Annotated in this window: 15 protein-coding genes; 8 read left to right on the top strand and 7 right to left on the bottom strand. The window is 63.4% G+C overall.

Annotation, left to right across the window (positions count from 1 at the left end; translation table 11 throughout):
• Positions 1–114 precede the first annotated feature (114 nt).
• The 5 genes from wecB to ACF8K2_RS18735 all read left to right on the top strand — a co-directional run bounded on the left by wecB (position 115) and on the right by ACF8K2_RS18735 (position 8,473).
• The gene (gene wecB, locus ACF8K2_RS18755) at positions 115–1,269 is read left to right on the top strand and encodes a non-hydrolyzing UDP-N-acetylglucosamine 2-epimerase (RefSeq protein ID WP_392466797.1); all 1,155 of its coding nucleotides are present in this window, start codon (positions 115–117) and stop codon (positions 1,267–1,269) included.
• The gene (gene nrfB / locus ACF8K2_RS18750) at positions 1,266–3,440 is read left to right on the top strand and encodes a cyclic di-3',5'-guanylate-activated glycosyltransferase NrfB (RefSeq protein ID WP_312154158.1); all 2,175 of its coding nucleotides are present in this window, start codon (positions 1,266–1,268) and stop codon (positions 3,438–3,440) included. The genes wecB and nrfB overlap by 4 nt, the downstream gene beginning before the upstream one ends.
• Complete coding sequence (locus tag ACF8K2_RS18745; protein ID WP_392466794.1) at positions 3,437–6,427, top strand: phage receptor; 2,991 nt, start codon at positions 3,437–3,439, stop codon at positions 6,425–6,427. Before nrfB ends, ACF8K2_RS18745 begins: the two co-directional genes overlap by 4 nt.
• A complete protein-coding gene (locus tag ACF8K2_RS18740; RefSeq protein ID WP_392466792.1) occupies positions 6,427–7,266 on the top strand; it encodes a DUF4434 family protein in 840 nt (279 codons plus the stop codon). Before ACF8K2_RS18745 ends, ACF8K2_RS18740 begins: the two co-directional genes overlap by 1 nt.
• 118 nt (positions 7,267–7,384) lie before the next feature.
• Positions 7,385–8,473 carry a GGDEF domain-containing protein gene (locus ACF8K2_RS18735; protein ID WP_186554581.1) on the top strand — a complete coding sequence of 363 codons (1,089 nt, stop codon included), beginning with the start codon at positions 7,385–7,387 and terminating at the stop codon, positions 8,471–8,473.
• Positions 8,474–8,578: 105 nt separating this feature from the next.
• Here ACF8K2_RS18735 and ACF8K2_RS18730 read toward each other — a convergent pair whose 3' ends face one another.
• Both ACF8K2_RS18730 and ACF8K2_RS18725 read right to left on the bottom strand, forming a co-directional pair.
• Positions 8,579–9,877, bottom strand: a complete 1,299-nt coding sequence (locus tag ACF8K2_RS18730; protein WP_186554582.1) for an ATP-binding protein — start codon at positions 9,875–9,877, stop codon at positions 8,579–8,581.
• Positions 9,878–9,884: 7 nt separating this feature from the next.
• The gene (locus tag ACF8K2_RS18725) at positions 9,885–10,586 is read right to left on the bottom strand and encodes a response regulator transcription factor (RefSeq protein WP_312154667.1); all 702 of its coding nucleotides are present in this window, start codon (positions 10,584–10,586) and stop codon (positions 9,885–9,887) included.
• Positions 10,587–10,744: 158 nt separating this feature from the next.
• On the opposite strand from ACF8K2_RS18725, the gene ACF8K2_RS18720 reads away from it, so the two are divergent.
• Genes ACF8K2_RS18720 through mobA form a run of 3 tightly spaced genes read left to right on the top strand, consistent with a single transcriptional unit; the run spans position 10,745 to position 15,690 of the window.
• Positions 10,745–11,920 (top strand): efflux RND transporter periplasmic adaptor subunit, encoded by a 1,176-nt coding sequence (locus tag ACF8K2_RS18720; protein ID WP_392466787.1) that lies wholly within the window; start codon positions 10,745–10,747, stop codon positions 11,918–11,920.
• Between the two features lie 11 nt (positions 11,921–11,931).
• Entirely contained in the window at positions 11,932–15,054 is a 3,123-nt protein-coding gene (locus ACF8K2_RS18715; RefSeq protein ID WP_392466785.1) for a multidrug efflux RND transporter permease subunit, read from the top strand.
• A 60-nt stretch (positions 15,055–15,114) separates the two neighbouring features.
• Positions 15,115–15,690, top strand: coding sequence for a molybdenum cofactor guanylyltransferase MobA (gene mobA, locus ACF8K2_RS18710; protein ID WP_392466782.1), 576 nt, complete (start codon positions 15,115–15,117; stop codon positions 15,688–15,690).
• A 335-nt stretch (positions 15,691–16,025) separates the two neighbouring features.
• Here the strand turns inward: mobA and ACF8K2_RS18705 are convergent, their stop codons facing one another.
• From ACF8K2_RS18705 to fdnG, 5 genes are all read right to left on the bottom strand, one after another.
• On the bottom strand, positions 16,026–16,901 hold the full coding sequence (locus ACF8K2_RS18705) for an AEC family transporter (protein WP_392466780.1): 876 nt from the start codon (positions 16,899–16,901) through the stop codon (positions 16,026–16,028).
• A gap of 148 nt (positions 16,902–17,049) precedes the next feature.
• Entirely contained in the window at positions 17,050–17,958 is a 909-nt protein-coding gene (gene fdhE, locus ACF8K2_RS18700; protein WP_392466777.1) for a formate dehydrogenase accessory protein FdhE, read from the bottom strand.
• Complete coding sequence (locus ACF8K2_RS18695) at positions 17,955–18,587, bottom strand: formate dehydrogenase subunit gamma (RefSeq protein WP_392467245.1); 633 nt, start codon at positions 18,585–18,587, stop codon at positions 17,955–17,957. Before ACF8K2_RS18695 ends, fdhE begins: the two co-directional genes overlap by 4 nt.
• On the bottom strand, positions 18,587–19,468 hold the full coding sequence (fdxH, locus tag ACF8K2_RS18690) for a formate dehydrogenase subunit beta (protein ID WP_186554525.1): 882 nt from the start codon (positions 19,466–19,468) through the stop codon (positions 18,587–18,589). The genes ACF8K2_RS18695 and fdxH overlap by 1 nt, the downstream gene beginning before the upstream one ends.
• Positions 19,469–19,481: 13 nt before the next feature.
• Complete coding sequence (gene fdnG / locus ACF8K2_RS18685; protein ID WP_392466774.1) at positions 19,482–22,532, bottom strand: formate dehydrogenase-N subunit alpha; 3,051 nt, start codon at positions 22,530–22,532, stop codon at positions 19,482–19,484.
• Between the last annotated feature and the right edge of the window lie 790 nt (positions 22,533–23,322).

Genomic DNA, 23,322 nt, shown 5'->3' with positions numbered 1-23,322 from the left:
CTGGCCGCTGCGCACGCAATTGGACAACCCTTGGTTCGCCTGCTTGTATCTAACTCCTACAAGCGCGACGCATTCGTACAACTTCGGACACGGAATCGGACGAGGAGCGAGACGATGCCCCATACCGTCATGATGGTTTTCGGTACCCGCCCAGAAGCGATCAAAATGGCTCCGCTAGCGCGCGTGCTGCGCCAATGGCCCGAGCTCGACCTGCATATCTGCTCCACCGGCCAGCACCGGGAAATGCTCGAACAAGTGCTGACTGCCTTCGGCCTGTCGGTCGATCAGGACCTGCAGGTGATGACCAAGAACCAAACCCTCAATGGCCTGGCCCGCGACCTGCTGGACAAGATCGACCAGGCCTACGCACAGGTAAACCCGGACATCGTGCTGGTCCACGGCGATACCACCACCAGTTTCATCGCCGCCCTCGCCGCCTTTCACCGGCGCATCCCCATCGGCCATGTCGAAGCCGGGCTGCGCACCGGTAACCTGCAGCAACCCTGGCCGGAAGAGGCCAACCGGCGCCTGACCGGGGTGCTCGCCGATTTGCATTTCACCCCTACCACCAAGTCCCGCGACAACCTGTTGGGCGAACATGTGCCCGCCGAACACATCGAAGTGACCGGCAATACCGTGATCGATGCCCTGCTGTGGATGCGCGCGCATCTGAACACCAGCGGCTGGCATCCGGCAGCCGATTCGCCGCTGGCAGTGCTGGGCGCTGATCAGCGTATGGTGCTGATCACCGGCCATCGTCGGGAAAACTTCGGCGCCGGTTTCGAGCGCATCTGCCTGGCGCTGGCCGAGTTGGCCTTGCGCTACCCAGACGTGCAGTTCGTCTACCCGGTGCACCTCAACCCCCAGGTGCAAAAAGCTGTCTACGGCGTGCTCTCGGGCCGCGACAACATCCATTTGGTCGCTCCCCAGGATTATCAGCACTTCGTCTGGCTGATGGACCGCGCCCAGGTGATCCTCACCGACTCTGGCGGGGTTCAGGAAGAAGCGCCGGCGCTGGGCAAGCCGGTGTTGGTCCTGCGCAAGGTCACTGAACGTCCGTCAGTGCTCGAAGGCGGTACGGTCAAGCTGGTCGGCACCCTCACCGAACGCATCGTCAAGGAAACCAGCCAACTGCTCGATGACCCCGAGGCGTATCGGCAAATGGCTCGGGTGTACACCCCGTTCGGCGACGGCCATGCCAGCGAGCGCATTGCCGAACGCCTGCAACGTTGGTTCGAGGAGCGCGAACACGGACGAGACGACGCATGAGCCTGGCCTTTATCGATTTTCTGACCTATGTACTGTTCGGCCTGAAGATTCTCGCCATCATCCTCGCCAGCCTGATGTTCCTGCTCGGCCTGGATGACCTGTTCATCGACCTGTGCTACTGGGGCCGCAAGCTGGTGCGGCGCTTCCGGATCTATGACAAATACGAACCGGCCGATGAGAAACGCCTGTTCGAAGTGCCGGAAAAACCCCTGGCGATCATGGTGCCAGCCTGGAACGAGGTGGGCGTGGTCGGCGAGATGGCGCGCCTGGCCGCTTCGACCATCGACTACGAGAACTACCAGATCTTCGTCGGCACCTACCCCAACGATCCGCAGACCCAGGCCGATGTCGATGCGGTGTGCCTGCACTACCCCAACGTGCACAAAGTGGTCTGCGCCCGGCCAGGCCCGACCAGCAAGGCCGACTGCCTGAACAACATCATCGACGCCATCCTGCGGTTCCAGCAGGACGCACGCATCGAGTTCGCCGGGTTCATCCTGCATGACGCCGAAGACGTCATCTCGCCAATGGAACTGCGCCTGTTCAACTACCTGCTGCCCAACAAGGACATGATCCAGATCCCGGTGTATCCCTACGCGCCAGAATGGAAAGGCTTCACCGCTGGGCACTACGTGGATGAGTTCGCCGAAAACCACGGCAAGGATGTCATCGTCCGCGAAGCGTTGACCGGGCAAGTGCCCAGTGCCGGGGTCGGCACCTGCTTCAGCCGGCGGGCGATCAGCGCGCTGCTCGAGGACGGTGACGGCATCGCGTTCGATGTGCAGAGTCTGACCGAGGACTACGACATCGGTTTTCGCCTGAAACAAAAAGGCATGAAGTGCATCTTCGCCCGTTATTCCATCACCGACCCGGCGCTGACGCTCAAGCAGGACTGGCGGTTCGGCATGAGCCGGGCCTTCTCCCAGGTGATCTGCGTGCGCGAACACTTCCCGCGCGACTGGCAGCACGCCATTCGGCAAAAGTCGCGCTGGATCGTCGGCATCGTGTTCCAAGGCACCAGCAACCTGGGCTGGAGCCGCAAGGGCGCGCTCAATTACTTTCTTTGGCGTGACCGGCGCGGGCTGTTCGCCTACCTGCTGAGCTTTTTGGTCAACCTGTTGTTCCTGGTCCTGTTGGCGATGTGGCTGGTGACGGTGATCGCCCCTGAATCGTGGCGCTTCATGTCGATCCTGGGTGACAGTTGGCTGCTCTCCACCCTGCTCTGGCTCAACGGCTTGTTGCTGATCAATCGGCTGTTCCAGCGTGGTTGGTTCGTCACTCGCTACTACGGTATTGGCGAAGGGCTGCTGTCGGCGCCGCGGATGATGTGGAGCAACTTCGTCAATTTCTTCGCCAACCTGCGTGCCCTGCGCCAAGTGATGGAAATGGGTGATTCACGGCGGGTGGCCTGGGACAAGACCACCCACGAATTCCCGGCCCTCGCCTCACCAGCTCGCACGCCCCTGGGCCATCGTCTGGTTGAAAAAGGCTACATCAGCGAAGCGCAACTTGAGCAAGCCATCACCAGCCCAGTACGCCGCCGGTTGGGACGCGAACTGCTGTTGCGTGGATGGCTGACCAGCGAGCAACTGGTCGAAACCCTGGCTGAACAGCTGGAGCTGCCCTGGGCACCACTCAATCCGTTCAAGATCCCCCCAGCGCTGATCGGCAAACTCCCGCGCCGCCTGGCCGTTCACTATGGCGTGCTGCCTGTGGCGGAAGATGGCGACACGCTGGTGCTGGCCAGTGAAAGCCCGGTCAGCCAGGTGTCGCTGGGGGTCATCAGCCGCCAACTCAAGCGCCCGGTGCGCAGCCGCTTGGCGCCCCAGGGGCGGGTGACGCTGGGCCTGCGTTATCACTATCCCAGCCCCTGGCAAAAACCCGAGACCCAACAGATGCTGGCCGTGCTGGAACGTCATCAGGATGACGCCGAGCTGATCGAGAAGGTCAGCACCCACCAGGTCATGCTCGGTGCACTCCTGCAAGTGCGCGGTATGGTCCCGGCGACCTTGTTCAATCAGGCGCTGATCGATTTCGACCCCGACACCATGAGCCTGGGCGAGCACCTGATCGCCCGCGGCATCATCACCGAGCAGGTGCTGCAACAAGCCCTCGCCGAACAAGCCAGCGAACAGCAGGCTGCCTATGACCTGACGCGGGAGGTGGCATGAAGCCCGGTATTTCCCTGACGTTGACTACCTTGTTGCTGTGTTCCACCGCCCTGCCGGTTTTGGCAGCGCCGATGACTGACTTCCAGCGTTTCACCAGCTATCCCTTCATGGAGCGTGGCTATCGCGAGGCGCAGAAAGACAACTGGGCCGAGGTCGAGCGGCTGACTCGCCATGTGCTCGACCGGGTACCGAACAACGATGAGGCACGTGCCTTGCTGATGTCGGCACTGGCCCACCAGCGCCGCTATAAAGAAGCCCAGGCAATGGCCGAGCAGTTGCAGAACAGCCCCGAGCACGCCGACGCCCTGCTCGAACTGCGCTTGACCTGGATCGAGCAAGACCCGCCACCGGCCAGCCAGGTCGAGGGCTGGATCGCCAGCAGCGAAGGCAACACCCGTGTGCGCCTGTGGCAGGCCTACAGCATGAGCCTGGCCAAGTTCGGAGGCGCCGGGCGAGCCTTGGCGTGGCTCAACCAACTGCCAGCGCATGGCGACGGCATGGTCTTGCGCCTGACACGGGCCAACTTCGCCGAACAGTTGCGCAATTGGGGCGAGACCATCGAGCAACTGCAACCCTTGGCCGACAAGGGCCAGCTGTCAGCCGAGAACTGGCAGCGACTGGCCAACGCCTACGTGCAGCAAGTCGACGAAAACGGCCTGAACAAACTCCTGGCCAGCGCGCCATCGGCCGAGGTGGCCAACCAGACGCGCCTGGCCATGGCCAACCGGGCAATCGCCGTGGGCCATAATCAGCAGGCCGAGCGCTGGCTGCAAAGCCTGCCCAGTGAGCAGCTACAACACCCCGAGCAACGCCTGCAACTGTGGGAACTGGCGCGCCAGGGCGATAACGCGGCGCAGGTCCAGCAGCTGAGCAACCAGCTCGGCAAACCGTGCCTGGAAACGGTCGACTGGCTGTCGCGACACGATCCTGCGCTGGCCCGCGAGCAGCTCAAGGGTTGTACCCGCGACGACAACCCACGCGCCCATGCCGTGCTCAAGCAACGCCTGTATGGCGACCCGCCGCAACCACCGCAGCCGCGCACGGCCGCGCAGTGGGAGCAGCGTTACCGGCAAAGCGGCGACCTGGCGGCGCTCGAACAAGCCAGTTTCCTGCTAGTCGAGCAAGGCCAGGCCGAGCGCGCACGACACCTGCTCGAGCAGGCCTACGACCGTCGCCAGGGCCACTTGACGCCGTCCCTGCTGCGGCGCCTGGGCAACCTTTACGCACGCAATGATGGCCCGCTGGACAGCCGCCGCATGCTGGCGCTGGTCCCCCGGGTCGACGCCGCCACCCGGGCGCAACTGCTCGCGCGCCTGGCCGAAGCCGGACAGTGCGATGCGGTGCGCGGGGCAATCCCGGGTAAACCAACCGAACCCGGCCAATACCGTGCCCTGGGCCGCTGCGCCATGCCCGAGCATCCCGGCGAAGCGGTGGTTTATTACCAGGCCGCAGAAGGCCTGGGCGACACTGCCAGCCGTCTGCCGCTGGCCTATGCGCTGCAGGCAGCGGGTGACTTCGAAGCAGCCCTGCCAATCTGGCGCAGCCTGCCCGCCGAAGCCTGGACCGACAACGCCCGCCTGACCGCCGCACAAGGCGCCTTGAATGCAGGCGACGCCCAAGCCGCCCAGCGCTATTGGCAGGCGGCAGCGCACAACAGCGCCGATGATTGGGCCTTGGGCGCCGCCATCGCCCAGCGCCAGGGCGATTTCAACACGGCGCTCAACCGCCAACGCCAGGCGCTGGCGCGCAACCCACGAGCCGATCATTACTACGCCGCCGCGGGCACCGCCCAAGCGGCCGGTGACAGTGCGCAAAGCACCGCCTGGCTGGCCGAAACGGTGCGCCTGGCGCCAGACCAGCCGCGCTACCGCGCCGACTACGGCATGCGTTTGGCAAGCTCGGCGGACCCGCAACAGCGCCGCGCAGCGATCCCCTACCTTGAGCGTTCGACCCGCGATTTTCCCGAGGACTACCGCCTCGGCGAAACCCTGGCGCTGCGCTATGACGAAGTCGAAGACAGTGCCTCGGCCCGCCGCGAACTGCGCCGCGTCATCGATGTGGAGCAGCATGTGGTCGACGGCGACGACGAATACGGCAGCCTGGAAGCGCGCAAATACCGCCAGCGTCGTGCCCACGAAACCCTGTCGCGGCGCGACAGCATCACCCTGGCCAGCACCTGGTCGCCCGCCGGTACCTCGACCAACGACAACTTCGACACCGGCCGTAGCGAGCGCCGGGCGCGCTCGCAGAACGTGCAGCTGGCGATGTGGGACCATGCCCTGGGCGAACAGCCCAGCCGCAATGGCAGTACCCTGTCGGTGTATGGCCGGGTGCTGTTTGGCGGTCCGGGGCGCTCCGACTACGCGCAAAGCATGGGCACTGGCGTAGGCCTGCGCTGGAAACCGTTCGGCCAGGCCAACCTAAACCTCTACGCCGAGCTTTATCACCAGCGCCAGATCGACGACCAGCACTACAACGGCTTGAGCCTTGGCCAGTTGCTCAGCCCGAGCAAGGTCGGCGATAACTGGGGCGATCTGCGCGGGCACGCCGAGTCGAGCAACGACTTGCTGCTGCGCGCCACCGCCTCGGTGCTCGACCAGGGCGATTGGCGTAACGACTGGCGCATCGATGAAGATCAATGGAACGAGCGCTTCCTCTACCTCGACGCTGCCTGGTGGACTCGCGCCGGCGACCACGCCTGGCTGTCGCGCTATCAGCAAGGCCACGCCTGGAAACTGCCGGTCGACTCGCCGCAGACGATCATGCCCTATGGCTTTGTCGAGTTCGCCAGCCAAGACCCCAGCAACGACTGGCGCCAGGATCTGCGCAGCGGCGTCGGCCTGCGCTGGCAATGGTGGTTCGATGATGATCGCTACAACGCCTACCGCGGCTCGTTGAAAGTGCGCGCCGAGTACCAGCAGGCACTGGGCGGCAACCTCTATGAGCGGGCCAACGGCGTGCTCCTGGGTGTGGAGATGACCTTCTGATGCGCAAGCTCCTGGCAATTGGCATGCTGCTGTTGTGCCTACCGGCGCTGGCCGACCAGCGCCTGTTCTATCAACCGCTGAACCGCGATGCAGCGCTCACCCCGGCCCAGTGGCAACAGCTGTGGCGCGCCACCGTGGCCCAGGGCGGCAAGACCTTGATCGTGCAGTGGAGTGCCTATGGCGACAGCGATTTCGGTGGCGCCCAGGGCTGGTTGGCCAACAGCCTGCGTGAAGCCCGCGCGCAGGGCCTGGAACTGGTGCTGGGGCTGTACATGGACCCTGGCTATTACCAACGTATCGAGCAATTGGACGCCCAGGGGCTGTCGGACTACTGGAAAGCGCAACTGGGCCGTTCCCTGACCCAGTTGCACCAGGTCCAGACCAAATGGGACGTGCAGCTGGCGGGCTGGTACCTGCCCATGGAGCTGGACGACCTGCACTTCGCTGATGCTGCCCGCCGCGAGGCGCTGCACAGCCAGTTGCAGGCATTCAACCGGCAACTGGACAAGCCGCTGCATATCAGCGCGTTCAGCGCCGGCAAGCTGTCGCCGCGGGTCACTGGTGTGTGGCTGGAACAGCTGAGCGGCATGGGCTTGACTGTCTGGTGGCAGGATGGCGCGGGCACTGGGCGCTTGCCGGCGCTGGTGCGCCAGGGCTATGAACAGGCGCTGCCCTGCCGGGTCGGCATTGTCCGGGAGGCGTTTCGCCAGACCAGCGCACCGGGGCAGCCGTTTCGCGCCGAGCCTGCGCCGCCGGCGCTGAGCGGTGGGTGCCACGCCCAAGCCGTGTTCGCCTTGCGTTATCGGCCTTGGGCGCAGGGTTTATTGCCGGTCAATTGAGTGGGTTTCACCGGCCTCATCGCGGGGCAAGCCCGCGACAATGAGTAGCGCTACACGTGGGAGCGGGCTTGCCCCGCGATGAGGCCAGTACAGCCAGCAAGGAGTCCTCGACTAAACCATGTTCAAAACCATCGAAGAGCACGTGCGCAAGCAGGTCGCCCCCGCCGCCCTGCGCGCGGAATTTCGCCAGCACGAATTCGAGCTGATGCGTCCGTTCTGCCAGTTGATCTTCTGCTGCAGCATTGGCATCTGGCTGATCTTCGACCTGATCGTCAGTTACCTGGGCGATCAAGGCTTCACCTGGCTATCTGGCCTGTTCATGGGTTTACTGGGCTGTATCACCGTGGTCCTGGGTTTCACCCGCAAAAGCCACCACTTCGATGTGCTCAACTTGCTGTTCATCGCCGTGATCACCCTAGGCATGCGCCTGGTGATCGAGGGCATCCCTATCGCCCTGCGCCCGGTATGGCTGGTGCTCGGCGTGTCGACGGTGCTCTACAGCGTCTCGGTGCTGCCGGTACGGCGTTGGTCGTTCTTCTGCGCCATGGCCATCTGCTGGGCGATGCTCAACCCCTTCTACGGCACCAATATCGACCTGGATGACCTGGAAGCCGCCATGCTGCTCAGTTATGCGGTGTTCCTCAGCGGCCTGGTGATCTACAGCTACCTGCGCATCCGCCAGGCCAAGCTACACAACTTCTACATGTCCAAGGTGCTGTTGGAGCAAGCTTATGTCGATGTGCTCACTGAAATACCCAACCGCCGCTCGTTCATGGCCAAGGCCGAACGCCAGTTGCAGCAAGCGCCGCCGGGGCAATTCCTGGCGATGATCGACATCGACAACTTCAAGAAGGTCAACGACCAATTTGGCCATGATAGTGGCGATGAAGTGCTCAAGCGTGTGGCTGGGCATATAAAGGCATCGATGGCAGGTTTCGAGTTCGCAAGGCTCGGCGGCGAGGAATTCGCGATCTTCTTCCAGGGCCTGGATCAGCAAGCTGCCGAGCGTCAGGTCGCAGCCTTGTGCAAGCGCGTGCGCGAAGACCTGGGGGCGCATCCAGTGACGATCAGCATCGGCCTGGCCCAGGTCAACGGCGGCGATAGCCTGAGCCTGGCGCTGGTACGTGCCGACCAGGCGTTGTATGAGGCCAAGCATACGGGCAAGGATCGGTTCGTGTTGTGGACTGCCCAGTTGGGGGGCGCCTGACACAGGTCCAGTACCTGCCGCTGCGTGGTCACCCCACGCCCGCAGCCCCTACACAAAACCTGTAGGAGCGGGCTTGCCTGCGAAGAGGCCGGAACAAACACACCCTCAACTGGCAGGCAAACGAATCTTGAACTGCGCCCCACCCAACACCGACTGCGCCACGGTAAGCGTGCCACCCTGCCCCTCGATCGCCCGCCGGCTGATCGCCAGCCCCAAGCCAAACCCGCCGGTATTGCGATCGCGGCTGCGATCGAGCCGATAGAATGGCTGGAAGATCCGCTCACGCTCCTCGACCGGAATGCCAATGCCGTCATCCTCAACCGTCAGCAAACAGGCCCCATCGGCTTCCAGCTTGAGCCGCAACAGCAGGCTCTCGTCGCAATAACGCATGGCATTGCGCACCAGATTCTGCACCGCGCGGGCGGTCAGGCGCGGATCGAGGACAAAGCGCGGCAGCTTGTCATCGGCGCGCACTTCCCACTGGATGCCGCGCCCATCGAGCTCTTCGGCAAAGCCGCCAAGCACACTGTCGACCAGCTCCAGCAACGACACCTCGACCCGCTCGCGGGCCTGCTCGGCATTCTGCAAGCGGCTGTAAGACAGTAACTCCAGCACCAGCTCATCCAGCTCGCGCACATGCCCGACCAGCTCCAGCAGGCGCTTGCGGCTGGCTGGCGGGACCTCGTCGAACAGCAGCACCAGGCCAAAATCCAGGCGGGTCAACGGCGTTCGCAGTTCATGCGACACCGCATTGAGCAGCTCGCGCTGCTGGTTGACGTGGCGCTCCAGGTCGCCGGCCATGGTGTCGAACACCCCGGCCAGTTCGCCGATGTTCGAGTGCGCCGAGATGTGTGTGCGCTCCGACATCTGCCCCTGGCCCAAGCGCCGGGCGGTCTCCTTGAGCCGCTCCAGGTCGCGCCAGTGCGGCCACACCCAGACCAGCAGGCAACCGAGCATGGCGGCGCCGATCAACACCGTCACGCCCCAGGACAACACATTGATATCGACCGGATCCGGCGGGCTGTGCAGGCTCACCAGCCAGTCCGGGTCGAGCGCTGCCAGGGCGGTCTGGTAATAGCCCCAGTCGCCGATGCGCACCACCTTCAAGCCATGCTCAAGACGTGCCCGCTCGGCCACCGTCAGCTCGGCTTCGTCCCACTTGAGCAGCTTGACTTGCAACGGCGTGAAGTGCGCCGCCAAGTCGCTTTCCACCGCTGGCCACTGCTCGCGCGGTGCCTGCTGGAACTGGCGCACGATCAGCGACTGCACGCCCTTGGCCTGGTCGAGGTTGTAGGCCATGAAGCGCTCATGGAAGGCACCGACGATAGCGTCGGGGATCAGCAGCAAGGCACCGGCATAGGCGACGATGATCACCAGGTACAGGCGCACCAGGATCTTCAGCATGATGCGCTCAGAACTCCCACTCGACGCGGCTGAACAAGTAGCCCTTGCCCCACACGGTCTTGATCTTGCGCGCTTCGCCGGCGTTGTCGTCGAACTTGCGCCGCAGTTTGGAGATGGCGACGTCCACCGAGCGGTCGGTGCCGTTGAACTCGATCCCGCGCAACTGCTGCAGGATGCGGTCGCGGCTGAGCACTTCACCGGCATTGCGCGCCAACACCACCAACAGGTTGTACTCGCCGCTGGACAATTCGACTTCCTCGCCACGCCAGGTCACGGTGCGTTCGGCCAGGTTGATCTGCAAACCGCCGACCAGGATCAGGTCACTCTCCAGGCGCGGCTCATTGATACTGCTGCGGCGCAGCAGGGTGCGCACCCTGGCCAGCAGCACCCGCGGCTCACAGGGTTTGGTCACGTAGTCGTCGGCGCCCATCTCCAGCCCCAGCACCTGATCGTGGCTATCATCGCGGGCGGTCAGCATGAGGATTGGCAGGCCTTGGGATTCCTGGCGCAACAGGCGGCACACTTGCAGGCCATCGAGCCCCGGCAGCATCAGGTCGAGCACCACCAGGTCAGGTTTGTCCCGGCGAAACGCTTCCAGCACGTGGTCGCCCCGGGCGATCACCCGGACATGAAAGTCGTTGCGTTGCAGGTAGCTGGCGATCAATTCAGACAACGCGCTGTCGTCTTCGACCAGGAGAATGTTCGGCATAAAGGGCGTAGTAGCGAAATGGTGAGAGGCAGGATATAGAATCCTACGCCTGGCCAGCGGCATTCCTTACACTTTTTCACACTCGTCCTACACTGCTTCACACCCACGCCGCGAGCGCCTGCTTTAGCATACGCCTGGTCATTTTCGGAAAACCCCGCATGTCTACTCACCGCCCTACCCGCCTGCGCCGTTTGGCGCCTTTGGTGCTGCTCACCGTAATACTCGCTGGCTGCGACGATGCTGCCGAGCAGCAAGAACAAGCGTCCACGCCGCAGGTGCGGGTGGAAACGGTGCAGGTCCAGCCTCTGGCGATCAGCACCGAACTGAGCGGGCGCATCCTGGCGCCGCGCACGGCTGAGGTGCGCGCACGGGTCGCGGGGGTGGTGCTCAAGCGGGTGTACCGTGAAGGCAGCGATGTCAAACAGGGCCAGGTGTTGTTCCTGATCGACCCGGCGCCCTTCAAGGCCGATCACGACAGCGCCCGCGCCACCCTGGCCAAGGCCGAGGCCACCCGCTACCAGGCGCGCCTGCAAGCGCAACGCTACAGTCAACTGGTCGATGACAAGGCAGTCAGCCGCCAGGAGTACGACAATGCTCGCGCCGCGTTGCTCCAGGCTGATGCCGCAGTGGCCGAGGCCAAGGCTGCCCTGGAGCGGGCGCGACTGAACCTGGGTTACGCCACGGTCACCGCGCCGATCTCTGGGCGCATCGGCCGCGCGCTGGTGACCGAAGGTGCGCTGGTCGGTCAGAACGAAACCACGCCGCTGGCCACCATCCAGCAATTGGACCCGATCCATGCCGACGTCAGCCAGTCGACCCGCGAGCTCAATGCCCTGCGCCGCGCCTTGCGCGCTGGTGAACTGAGCCAGGTCGGCGAAGGCCAGGCCAAGGCTACCTTGATCCAGGATGACGGCAGTGCCTACCCGCTGGCGGGCAAGCTGCTGTTCTCCGACATCAGCGTCGACCCGAGCACCAACCAGATCACCCTGCGCAGCGAGTTCCCCAACCCGGATCTCGACCTGCTGCCTGGCAGCTATGTGCGCGTGCGCCTGGAGCAGGCCGTGCAGCCCAAGGGCATCAGCGTGCCACAGCGGGCGATCTTGCGTGACAGCGCGGGCGTGCCGAAGGTGCTGGTGGTCGACGCGCAAGCCCGTATCAGCGAACGGCAGATCGTCCTGGGCAGCGCCCAGGGTGATCGCTGGATCGTCAGCGAAGGTCTCGCCGCAGGTGAGCGGGTGGTGGTCGAAGGCCTGCAACACGTCAAGGCCGGCGACCAGGTGCAAGTCGAGTCATCACAGGACGCGCTTCCGATCGTCCAGCACAACGGCCAGTGAGGGCCTGATTCATGCCGCAGTTCTTTATCGACCGCCCGGTATTCGCCTGGGTGATCGCACTGTTCATCCTGCTGGCCGGCGCCCTGGCGATCCCGCAATTGCCGGTGGCCCAGTACCCTAACGTGGCGCCGCCGCAGGTGGAAATCTACGCCGTCTACCCCGGCGCCTCGGCCGCGACCATGGATGAGAGCGTGGTCAGCCTGATCGAGCAGGAGCTCAATGGCGCCGACAACCTGCTGTACTTCTCCTCGCAGAGCAGCCTGGGCAGCGCCACCATTACCGCGACCTTCGAGCCAGGCACCCACCCGGACCTGGCCCAGGTCGATGTGCAAAACCGCCTCAAGGTAGTCGAGTCGCGCCTGCCGCGGCCGGTGACCCAGCAGGGTTTGCAGGTTGAGAAGGTCTCCACCGGCTTCCTCTTGCTGGCCACCCTCACCTCCGAGGACGGCAGCCTGGATGAAACCGCGCTCAGCGACATCCTCGCGCGCAACGTGATGAACGAGATCCGCCGCCTCAAGGGCGTCGGCAAAGCCCAGCTGTATGGCTCGGAACGGGCCATGCGGATCTGGATCGACCCACGCAAGCTGATCGGTTTCAACCTCACGCCCAACGATGTCGCCGAAGCGATTGCCGCACAGAACGCGCAAGTCGCCCCCGGAAGCATCGGCGACCTGCCCAGCCGCCCGACCCAGGAAATCACCGCCAACGTGGTGGTCAAGGGTCAGCTGAGCCTGCCTGAGGAATTCGCCGCCATTGTCCTGCGCGCCAACCCCGACGGCTCCAGCGTGACCATCGGTGATGTCGCCCGGGTCGAGATCGGCGCCCAGGAATACCAGTACGGCACACGTCTGAACGGCAAGCCGTCGACGGCCTTTGCCGTGCAGCTGTCGCCCGGTGCCAACGCCATGGAAACCGCGACCCTGGTGCGCGAGAAGATGGCCCAGCTGGCGCACTACTTCCCCGAAGGGGTCAAGTACGACATCCCGTATGACACCTCGCCATTCGTCAAGGTGTCGATCCAGCAGGTGATCACTACCCTGTTCGAGGCGATGCTGCTGGTGTTCGCGGTGATGTTCCTGTTCTTGCAAAACCTGCGCTACACGCTGATCCCGACCCTGGTGGTACCGGTGGCGCTGATGGGCACCTTTGCCGTGATGCTGGCGCTGGGCTTCTCGGTCAACGTGCTGACCCTGTTCGGCATGGTTTTGGCGATCGGCATCCTGGTGGACGACGCCATCGTGGTGGTGGAGAACGTCGAACGGATCATGGCCGAAGAAGGCCTGCCACCCAAACAAGCCACGCGCAAGGCCATGGGCCAGATCAGCGGCGCTATCGTCGGGATTACCCTGGTACTGGTGGCGGTGTTCCTGCCGATGGCCTTCATGAAAGGTTCGGTGGGAGTGATCTACCAGCAGTTCTCGGTATCGATGGCAGTCTCGATCCTGTTCTCGGCGTTTCTTGCCCTGAGCCTGACCCCGGCGCTGTGCGCGACCTTGCTCAAGCCAGTGGCCAAGGGCGAGCACCATGAGCGCAAAGGCTTCTTTGGCTGGTTCAACCGGCGCTTCGAAGGCATGAGCAACGGCTATCAGCGTTGGGTGGTACAGGCACTCAAGCGCAGTGGCCGCTACTTGCTGGTGTATGGCCTGCTGTTAGTGGCGTTGGGTTTTGGCTTCAGCCAGCTGCCGACCGCCTTCCTGCCCACCGAAGACCAGGGCTACACCATTACCGATATCCAACTGCCGCCTGGCGCCAGTCGCGCCCGCACCGAGCAGATCGCCGCCCAGATCGAAGCGCACAACGCCGAGGAGCCTGGGGTGGGCAACACCACGCTGATCCTGGGCTTCAGCTTCTCCGGCAGTGGCCAGAACGCAGCGCTGGCCTTTACCACCCTCAAGGACTGGTCCGAGCGTGGTGCCGACGACAGCGCCCAGTCCGTCGCCGACCGGGCGACCCTGGCCTTCAGTCAACTCAAGGATGCCATCGCCTACTCGGTGCTGCCGCCGCCGATCGACGGCCTCGGCGAGTCCACTGGCTTCGAGTTCCGCTTGCAAGACCGCGGCGGGCTTGGCCATGCGCGGTTGATGGCAGCGCGTGACGAGCTGATGGACAACGCGCGCAAGAGCAAGGTGCTGGTCAACGTGCGCGAAGAGTCGCTGGCCGAAAGCCCCCAGGTGCAACTGGAAATCGACCGACGCCAGGCCAACGCCCTGGGCGTGTCATTCGCCGACATTGGCGCTGTGCTGGACACCGCGGTGGGCTCCAACTACGTCAACGACTTCCCCAACCAAGGCCGCATGCAGCGGGTGGTGGTGCAGGCTGAAGGCGACCAGCGCAGCCAGGTCGAAGACCTGCTGAAGATCCACGTACGCAACACCAGCGGCAAGATGGTGCCGCTGGGGGCCTTCGTCCAGGCCAACTGGGTCAGTGGCCCGGTGCAGCTGACCCGCTACAACGGCTATCCGGCGGTGGCGATCTCCGGCGAGCCGGCGGCTGGCTACAGCTCCGGCGAGGCCATGGCCGAAATCCAGCGCCTGGTCGACCAACTGCCCGAAGGCACTGCCCTGGAATGGACCGGTTTGTCACTGCAAGAGCGTCTGTCTGGTAGCCAGGCGCCGTTGCTGATGGCGCTATCGCTGTTGGTGGTGTTCCTCTGCCTGGCGGCGCTGTACGAGAGCTGGTCGATCCCCACTGCCGTGCTGCTGGTAGTGCCCCTGGGGGTACTCGGCGCGGTCTTGGCCGTGACCCTGCGTGGCATGCCCAACGACGTGTTCTTCAAGGTCGGCCTGATCACCCTGATCGGTCTATCGGCAAAGAACGCCATCCTGATCATCGAGTTCGCCAAGAGCCTGGTCGACCAGGGCCAAGACCCTGTGGACGCTGCCGTACACGCTGCACGCCTGCGCCTGCGGCCAATCGTGATGACCTCGCTGGCGTTCATTCTCGGCGTGGTGCCGCTGGCCATCGCCACCGGTGCCAGCTCCGCCAGCCAACAAGCGATTGGCACCGGGGTGATCGGCGGCATGCTCAGTGCGACCTTGGCGGTGGTGTTCGTGCCGGTGTTCTTTGTGCTGGTGATGCGTTTGGCTGGGCGCGGCAAGGCCAAGCATACCGCAGCGGTCGTCAGCGAAGGCTGACTGGACAAGCCACCTGCGACATGGGAGGGTTTCTGGCTTAACCGCCAGGAACCCTTTTTTATGTCCGCTGCCCTTCCCCCCTGCTCCATCCTCATTTTGGCCGGTGGTCGCGGCCAGCGCATGGGTGGCCGTGACAAAGGCCTGGTGTGCTGGCGCGGCGAGCCGCTGGTGGCGCATGTGCAACGGGTAGTACGCGACTTGAGCGATGACGTGGTGATTTCCTGCAACCGCAATCAGGAGGCCTATCGGTTTTTTGCCGATCAACTGGTGGGGGATGCCGAAGCGGACTATCCCGGGCCGTTGGCTGGGGTGATTACCGGTGTCAAGGCCGCTCGGCATGAATGGGTTGTCGTGCTGGCCTGCGATGCGCCGCTGATTGATCAGGGGTTGATTGAGGACCTGCTGCGGCTGGCGGTTGAGCACGATAGCGCGGCCATGGTGCGTCAGGCTGGGTATTGGCAGCCGATGTTCAGCGTGCTGCCGCGGCGTTTGTTGCCGGTTTTGCAGCAGGCTTGGCAGGTGGGTGAGCGGAGTTTGCAGAAGGTTTTGTTGCTGGGTTCGGTGCAGGGATTGGAGTGTGCTGAGGGGGATCGGCGGTTGAGTAATTTCAATAGTCCGCGGTGGTTGGAAGAATAAGCTCTTGGGTTTCTGTGCTCTAGGATTGCGAGCTTATCCATTTGATGTGGCGGCGCTACTGGCCCCTTGCGCCTTTACGGCGGCTTACTCAATGAGAGGGTCACCCCCAGCACCCGGCGCTGCGCTCCGGGCTCCCTTCGCGCCGGCCCGGCAGGCACCGGCGCGAAGGGATCCCGGAGCGGGCGGGCCTGATGGTAGAGCGCAGAATTTTTTGGTTACTTTTTTCGCCTGAAAACAAGTAATTCGCCGTAAAGGCGCAAGGGGCCAGTAAAACCGGCACATTCAATGGATAAGCCCCCGACGCTCGATGTCAAAAGCACAGAGCAACGCCCCCATCACAACCACCAAGCCAGCACCATCGGCAACCAGACAAACGACAACACCGTCGAACACATCACCAGGTTCGCCACCTGCTCGGGCGAGCGTTTGGCGCGCACCGCCAGCAGGTAGTTGAACACCGCCACCGGCATCGACGACTGCACCATCAGCACCGCCTTCTCCATGTGCTCAAGCCCCAGCAGCGCGCCCACGCTCCAGCCCACTGCCCCACCCAGCACGATGCGCAGGCCGCCGAGCAGCATGCCGCTGCCGACGTGATGCAGGCGAATACTGGCCAGCGACACCCCCAAGGTCAGCAGCATCAGCGGGATGGTCATGCCCCCCAGCAGATCTGCGGTATTGGCCAGCCAGCGCGGCAGCTCCAGGTTGAAGAAGATGATCGGCATCGCCCCGGCCAGGCTGATCACGATCGGGTTGCGCAGCATCGCCTTGATCGAGCTGGCGTTACCGGAAAGCACAATACCCAGGGTGAACTGGAAGATCGACAAGGTCAGGAAGAACGCCACCGCCAGCGCCAGGCCATGCTCGCCAAACGCATACAAGCTGACCGGCAGCCCCATGTTGCCGGTGTTGGGATACATGAACGCCGGTAGCAGCACCCGCCAGTCCCGCCCGCACAGACGGCTGACGATGACGCCCGCCAGGGCCATGCCTGCCATGCACAGCACACAGGCCAGGGCCATGCTGGTGAAGGCGCTCTGGTCCAGTTTGGTGCGGCTGAGGGTCGACAGCACCAGGGCGGGGGTGCCGACGGTCATGACGATGCGGGCGATGAATTCGGTCGGGTAGTCGATACCGCTGCGGGCCCAGGCATAGCCGATGCCTGCGACGATGAACACCGGAGCCAGAACAGCGAACAGCGAAGCCAGCATGCAGCATGCCCTCCGTGGCGATCAGACTGATCGGCCGAAAAGTCAGCATTATGCCGCACCCTCGCCACCGCGGCGCAAGCCCGCCCCTACCCGAATACCTCAAACCCTGTAGGGGCTTGCCCGCGATAGCGATGAATCGGTCAACCCTTCAACCCGGGAACAAAAACGGATTGATACTGCTGCGGGCATACCCTTCGCGCTCAAGCTCAGCATCCAGCAGCAAGGATGCAAGGTCATCGGCGACCGGCTCCAGCCCCTGATCATGCTCGTAATAAAACACCTTCAGGTAACTTTCGCAGTCGCCACAGCTCTCGGCCTTCACCGCGCTGTCCTGGCGATCCAGCGACCAGTAGTCGAGCTTGCCCGTACTTTCACAGTTGCTGCACTTGGCCCGCACCATATGCCAGCGGCTTTCGCACAATCCACACTGCAGGTAACGCAGGCCGGCCCGCTTGCCGGTGAGGATCACGCTGGCCAGCGGCGCACTGCTGCACACCGGGCAATACTGGCGCTGCTCGCCGACAGCCGCCTGGGCGCTGACCGGCAAGGCCGCAGCAAGCTGGCTGAAGTAGAGCATCAGCGCTGCCCAGAAGAACACCGCCTGGCCACTGCCAACCTGGTCGTAGCGACCGTGCAGCAAATGCTCTGCGCAGGTTTCACGCTGCTCGGCAGTCATGCTGGCAATGCTCTGCAATGCTGCCGCCACGGGCGCGCTGGCATCGGCCGTGAGGTGCTCGAGCAGCTGTTTGAGCAGCGCCTGCCAATAGGCCGAACGCGGCAGGCTACGCACATCCAGTGGCGCGCCCTCGCCTACCCGCCCTGCAAGGGTCTGCAGCTCTTCGTCGGGCACCGGCAGGCTGTCCAACAGCGCCTGCTGGGCCTGGGCAATGCGCGCGGCGAATGCCAGGTACGCAGCCTGGTCATGGCCCTCGGCCAACTGGCGCAAACGCGCGGCACGCTGGCCGTAGTGGTTGCGCAGCTGCGGCAGCAACAAGGCGCTGATCTCGCCCACGCCGCCGCTGGCCTGCTCCACGGGGGTTAACTTGATGCTGCTCATTTCTTGTCACTCTTGGAAATCTGCTGGTACCAGCGGTCGTGGTGCGATTTGGCCCAGCTACGCGACACGTAACCGGTAACCATGCCGCGGATCGAACCCTTGACCCAGAACGCCAGGTAGGCGTGGCCAATGATCAGCAAGATCAGCGAGATCCCGGCCACGGCATGGGTGAACAGCGCGATGCGAATCAACGGAATGCTGAAATAGTCGGCGAACCACGGCCGCCAGATCACCACGCCACTGAGCATCAACAGGCTGATCAGACCCATGATTCCCCAGAACAGGATCTTCTGCCCGGCGTTGTATTTCCCGATCTGCAAGGGCTTGCTGTGATCGCCCGCCAGCACCGTCTTGACGTTACGAAACCAGATCGCGTCCTGGTGCTCGGGCAGGTTGTACTTCACAAAGCGCACGAACAGGAACATCAACACCACGAACACCACCACCCCCAGGAACGGGTGGAGGATGCGCGCCAGCTGTGGCGTGCCGAACACGCCGTTGAGCCAGTTCAGCGACGGGAAGAACCACGACAGCCCCGACAGCGCTACCATGAAGAAGCAGATGACCATGAACCAGTGGCTGGCGCGGTCGATGAAGCGGGTCCGCAGGATCAGTTTGTCCTTGTTCATCATGCGCTCTCCTTCTCATCTTCTTCGACTTCGTTAGGGCCAACGCCGATGTAGTGGAACACCGTACCGGCGAGGGTGGCGAAGAACGCTGCCGCAGCCACTGGTTTGAGCCAGCCCTTCCAGCCTTCGATGGCGCCGCTGATGCGCGGATCTGGGTTGAGCTTGTGGTACAGCTGCGGCTTGTCGGCGTGTTGCAACACATAGAACACATGGGTGCCGCCCACCGCTTGCGGGTCATAGATACCCGCGCCGGCAAAGCCGCGGCCGTGCAGCTCGGTCACGCGCTCCTCGGCCTGCACCAGCATGTCGGCCTTGCTGCCGAAGTTGATCGCACCGGTCGGGCAGGTCTTGACGCAGGCGGGCTCCTGGCCGACCGTCACCCGGTCGACGCACAGCGTGCATTTGTAGGCCTTGTTGTCCTTCTTGCTGATGCGCGGCACATCGAACGGGCAACCGGCCACGCAGTAACCGCAGCCAATACAGTGCTCGGACTGGAAATCGACGATGCCATTGGCGTACTGGATGATCGCGCCCGGTTGTGGGCAGGCTTTCAGGCAGCCAGGGTCGGCGCAGTGCATGCAGCCATCCTTGCGGATCAGCCACTCGAGTTTGCCCGCCTCGTTCTCGTGCTCATCAAAGCGCATCAAGGTCCAGGTATCGGCGGTGAGGTCGGCCGGGTTGTCGTAGACACCGACGTTATGGCCGACTTCATCGCGCAGGTCGTTCCATTCATTGCACGCGACCTGGCAGGCCTTGCAGCCGATGCAGATGCTCACATCGATCAGCTTGGCCACTTCGGCCTGGTGATCGCGCGCGCGCGGCGCCGGGGTGAACGCGTGGGTCGCCGAACGGCGGATGATGTCTTGGGATTGCAGGGACATGTCAGTCGCTCCGTCAGGCCTTTTCCACGTTCACCAGGAACGCCTTGTATTCCGGGGTGTTGGTGTTGGAATCACCGATGCCAGGGGTCAGGGTATTGGCCAGGAAGCCCTTGCGGGTCGCGCCTTCATAGCCCCAGTGGCACGGGATGCCGATGGTGTCGACCGGCTGCCCGTCGATTTGCAGGCGGCGGATCCGCTTGGTCACCACCGCCTTGGCCTTGATATAGCCCCGCTTGGTACTGACCCGCACCAGGTCGCCTTGAACGATGCCCTTTTCCTTGGCCAGCACTTCACCGATCTCGATGAACTGCTCGGGCTGGATGATCGCGTTGAGCTTGGAGTGCTTGGTCCAGTGACGGAACAGCTCGGTGATCGAGTAGGTGGTCGCCACGTAAGGGAATTCTTCACGGTCGCCCATGCGCGCCCGGTCACTGTCGTACAGCCGCGCCGTGGGGCTCTTGCTGACATTGGGGTGCAGCGGGTTTTGCGCCAGCGGGCTTTCGGTCGGCTCGTAGTGTTCCGGGAACGGCCCATCGTTCATGGCGCCGACCGAGAACAGCCGGCCCACGCCCTCGGGGAGCATGATGAACGGATTGGTCTGGGTGCCCGGGGCGATGTTGACCGGGAAGTCCGGCACATCGATGCCGCTCCAGCGGCTGCCGTCCCAACCGATGACCTTACGCTTGGCATCCCACGGTTTGCCCTGCGGGTCGGCCGAGGCACGGTTGTAGAGAATCCGCCGGTTCTGCGGCCAGGCCCAGGCCCAGCCTGGGGTGCAGCCCAAACCGCTGTCGGCATTGTCGCGCCGGGCCATCTGGTTGCCGGCCTCGGTCCAGGAGCCGGCAAACACCCAGTTGAAGCACATTGTGCTGCCGTCATCGCGCAGCTGGCCGAAGTTGTCCAGCAGCTGGCCCTTGCGCAAGATCAGATTGCCCTTGTCGTCGCGCAGGTCGGCCAGGGCGTAGCCATTGGACTCCTTGGCCACTTCTTCCGGGTCAGGGTCGTAGGGGTTCTTGTAGTCCCAGGCCATGTTCAGCACCTGCTCGGGGCACGCGCCGCCTTCGTTGCGGTACAGCTCGCGCAGCTTCATGAACAGGTGGCCGAGGATCTTGCCATCATGCCAGGCCTCACCGGGCGGCGCAGCGCCTGCCCAGTGCCATTGCAGCCAGCGCCCGGAGTTGACGATCGAGCCGTTCTCCTCGGCAAAGCAACTCGATGGCAGGCGGAACACTTCGGTCTGGATCTGCCCAGGATCGACATCGTTGGACTCGCCGTGGTTCTGCCAGAAGCTCGAAGTCTCGGTGGCCAGCGGATCGATGATCACCAGGAACTTGAGCTTGGCCAGCGCCTGGGCAGCCTTGTTCTTGTCCGGGAAAGCGGCAATCGGGTTGAAGCCTTGGGCGATGTAGCCGTTGACCTTGCCCTCGTACATGCGGTTGGAGAAGTTCAGCACGTCATAGCTGTCGTCCCACTTGGGCAGCCAGTCAAAGCCCCAGTCGTTGTCGCGGGTAGCTTTGTCGCCGTACAGGCTCTTCATCAGGCTGATGAAGAACTTGGGCGTGTGCTGGTAGTAGTTGACCTGGTCGGGCAGCTGGGCACTGGGCGTGGTCTGCTTGAGGTAGGTGGCAAGCGTGGTCTGCTCATCGGACGGCAGGTTCATGTAGCCCGGCAGGCGCTGCGAGAGCAGGCCCAGGTCGGTGTAACCCTGGATGTTGGAGTGCCCGCGCAGGGCGTTGACGCCGCCGCCGGCCATGCCGATGTTGCCCAGCAGCAACTGGATCATCCCCGAACCGCGGATCATCTGTGCGCCGGTGGTGTGGTGGGTCCAGCCCAGGGCGTAGAGGAAGGTCGCGGTCTTGTCCGGCGCGCTGGTGCTGGCCATGATCTCGCAGATTTCCAGGAAGTCGTCCATGGGCGTGCCGCAGATCTGGCTGACCACTTCTGGGGTGTAGCGGCTGACGTGCTGCTTGAGCAGGTTGAACACGCAGCGTGGGTGGCTCAGGCTCAGGTCGCGGCGGGCATGGCCGTGCTCGTCCAGCTCATAGGCCCAGGAGCTGCGGTCATAGCGTTTGCTCTTGGCGTCGTAGCCGCTGAACAGGCCATCATCGAAGCTGTAATCGCTGCGCACGATCAACGAGGCGTTGGTGTAGGCGCGCACGTATTCGTGCTGGATGCGGTCGTGGGTCAGCAGGTAGTTGACCATGCCCATCAGGAAGGTGATGTCGGAGCCGGCGCGTACGGGCGAGTAGATGTCCGCCACCGAGGCGCTGCGGTTGAAGCGTGGGTCGACGACGATGACCTTGGCGCCGTTGCGAATCTTCGCCTCGATCACCCACTTGAAGCCCACCGGGTGCGCCTCGGCCGGATTGCCACCCATGATCAGCACCACGTTGGCGTTCTTGATGTCGACCCAGTTGTTGGTCATCGCGCCACGGCCGAAGGTCGGCGCCAGGGCGGAAACGGTCGGCGCGTGACACACCCGCGCCTGGCTATCGGTGCCGAGGATGCCCAGGGCACGGGTGAAGCGCTGGTCGAGCGAGCCGGTTTCGCTGCTGGCCGCCGAGGAGCAGAGCATGCCGGTCGACAGCCAACGGTTGACCGTGACGCCCTTGGCGTTCTTCTCGATGAAGTTGGCGTCGCGGTCATCCTTCATCAGCCGGGCTATGCGGTCGATGGCATAGTCCCAGCTGATCCGCTGCCATTTGTCCGAGCCTGGGGCGCGGTACTCGGGGTACAGCAGGCGTTGCTCGCTGTGGATGTAGTCGACCAGGCCAGCGCCTTTTGGGCATAGCGAGCCGCGGCTTACGGGATGATCGGGGTCGCCTTCAATGTGGAAGATCCGCGCCTTGGCGTTTTTTGCACCATCGCCCAGGCTGTACATCAGGATGCCGCAACCGACCGAGCAATAGGTGCAGTTGTTGCGGGTTTCCTTGGCGCGCAACAGTTTGTACTGGCGAGATTGGCTGGCATTGGCCACTGCCGGGCCGAAGCCGAGCGACACAGTGGTGGCTGCCGCCGCACCGGCGGTACAAAGTTTGAAGAACTGTCGTCTGCCAAGTGCCATGAATTTCTCCTCATGCAGGCCCGGGTTAATCACAGGCAAGTAGGCGCGGTGGCGTGGGCCACTCTGTTATGAAGTGTGAAAAAGTGCGTGGACGGGTTGTCAGGCCGACGCGGCGTTAGTTGTGGAAGTCGGCGCTATATTTTTCGCGGGCCGGCCTGCTCCCACACAGGTCGCGCGGCGTTCATAGACACTGCAACCCTTGTAGGAGCAGGCTTGCCCGCGAAGAGGCCGGCTAAATTTCTACACAGCCCATGCGTCAAATCAACACGCGCCCGCCATTGTAATGACCCTACAACAAGTGAGCCAATTGACCGATTCGATCATTTGATAAGTTTTATCGATCAACTAGCCTGATTAGCTAAAATAATTGCTGTCTGTATTGATCTAGATCAAGAAACGACTCAACCCTGTAACTAAGCGTGCAACTCAATACGACCAAAGTAGGTGGCGGAATAATTCTCACTTTCGCAGTAAATATTTAAAAGCATCCTCTTTAGTTAGACTTTTGGGATACGGGTCTTGGACTCTTGGACTGCGAGCTTATCCATTGGATGTGGCGGTGCCACTGGCCCCTTCCGCCCTTACGGCGGGTCACTTTTTGGCAAACGCCCGGTGTGCCGGCCCAGCCAAAAGTAACCAAAAAAGGCTGCGCTCGGCCTCCTGAAGTCGCGAAGTTAGTGGCGGCGCCCGGGCTGGCGTTATCTGGCGATAGTGCCAGGTGTGGTGGATAGTCGGCCGTCATCGCGGGGCAAGCCCGCTCCCACGAGTCACCGCCAACCAAAAGCGGCGC

It is taken from the genome of Pseudomonas sp. xss_2 (assembly GCF_043104195.1).
GTDB lineage: Bacteria > Pseudomonadota > Gammaproteobacteria > Pseudomonadales > Pseudomonadaceae > Aquipseudomonas > Aquipseudomonas urmiensis.
Note: the sequence above shows the minus strand (reverse complement) of the source record. Positions and strands in the feature narration are given on the sequence as shown.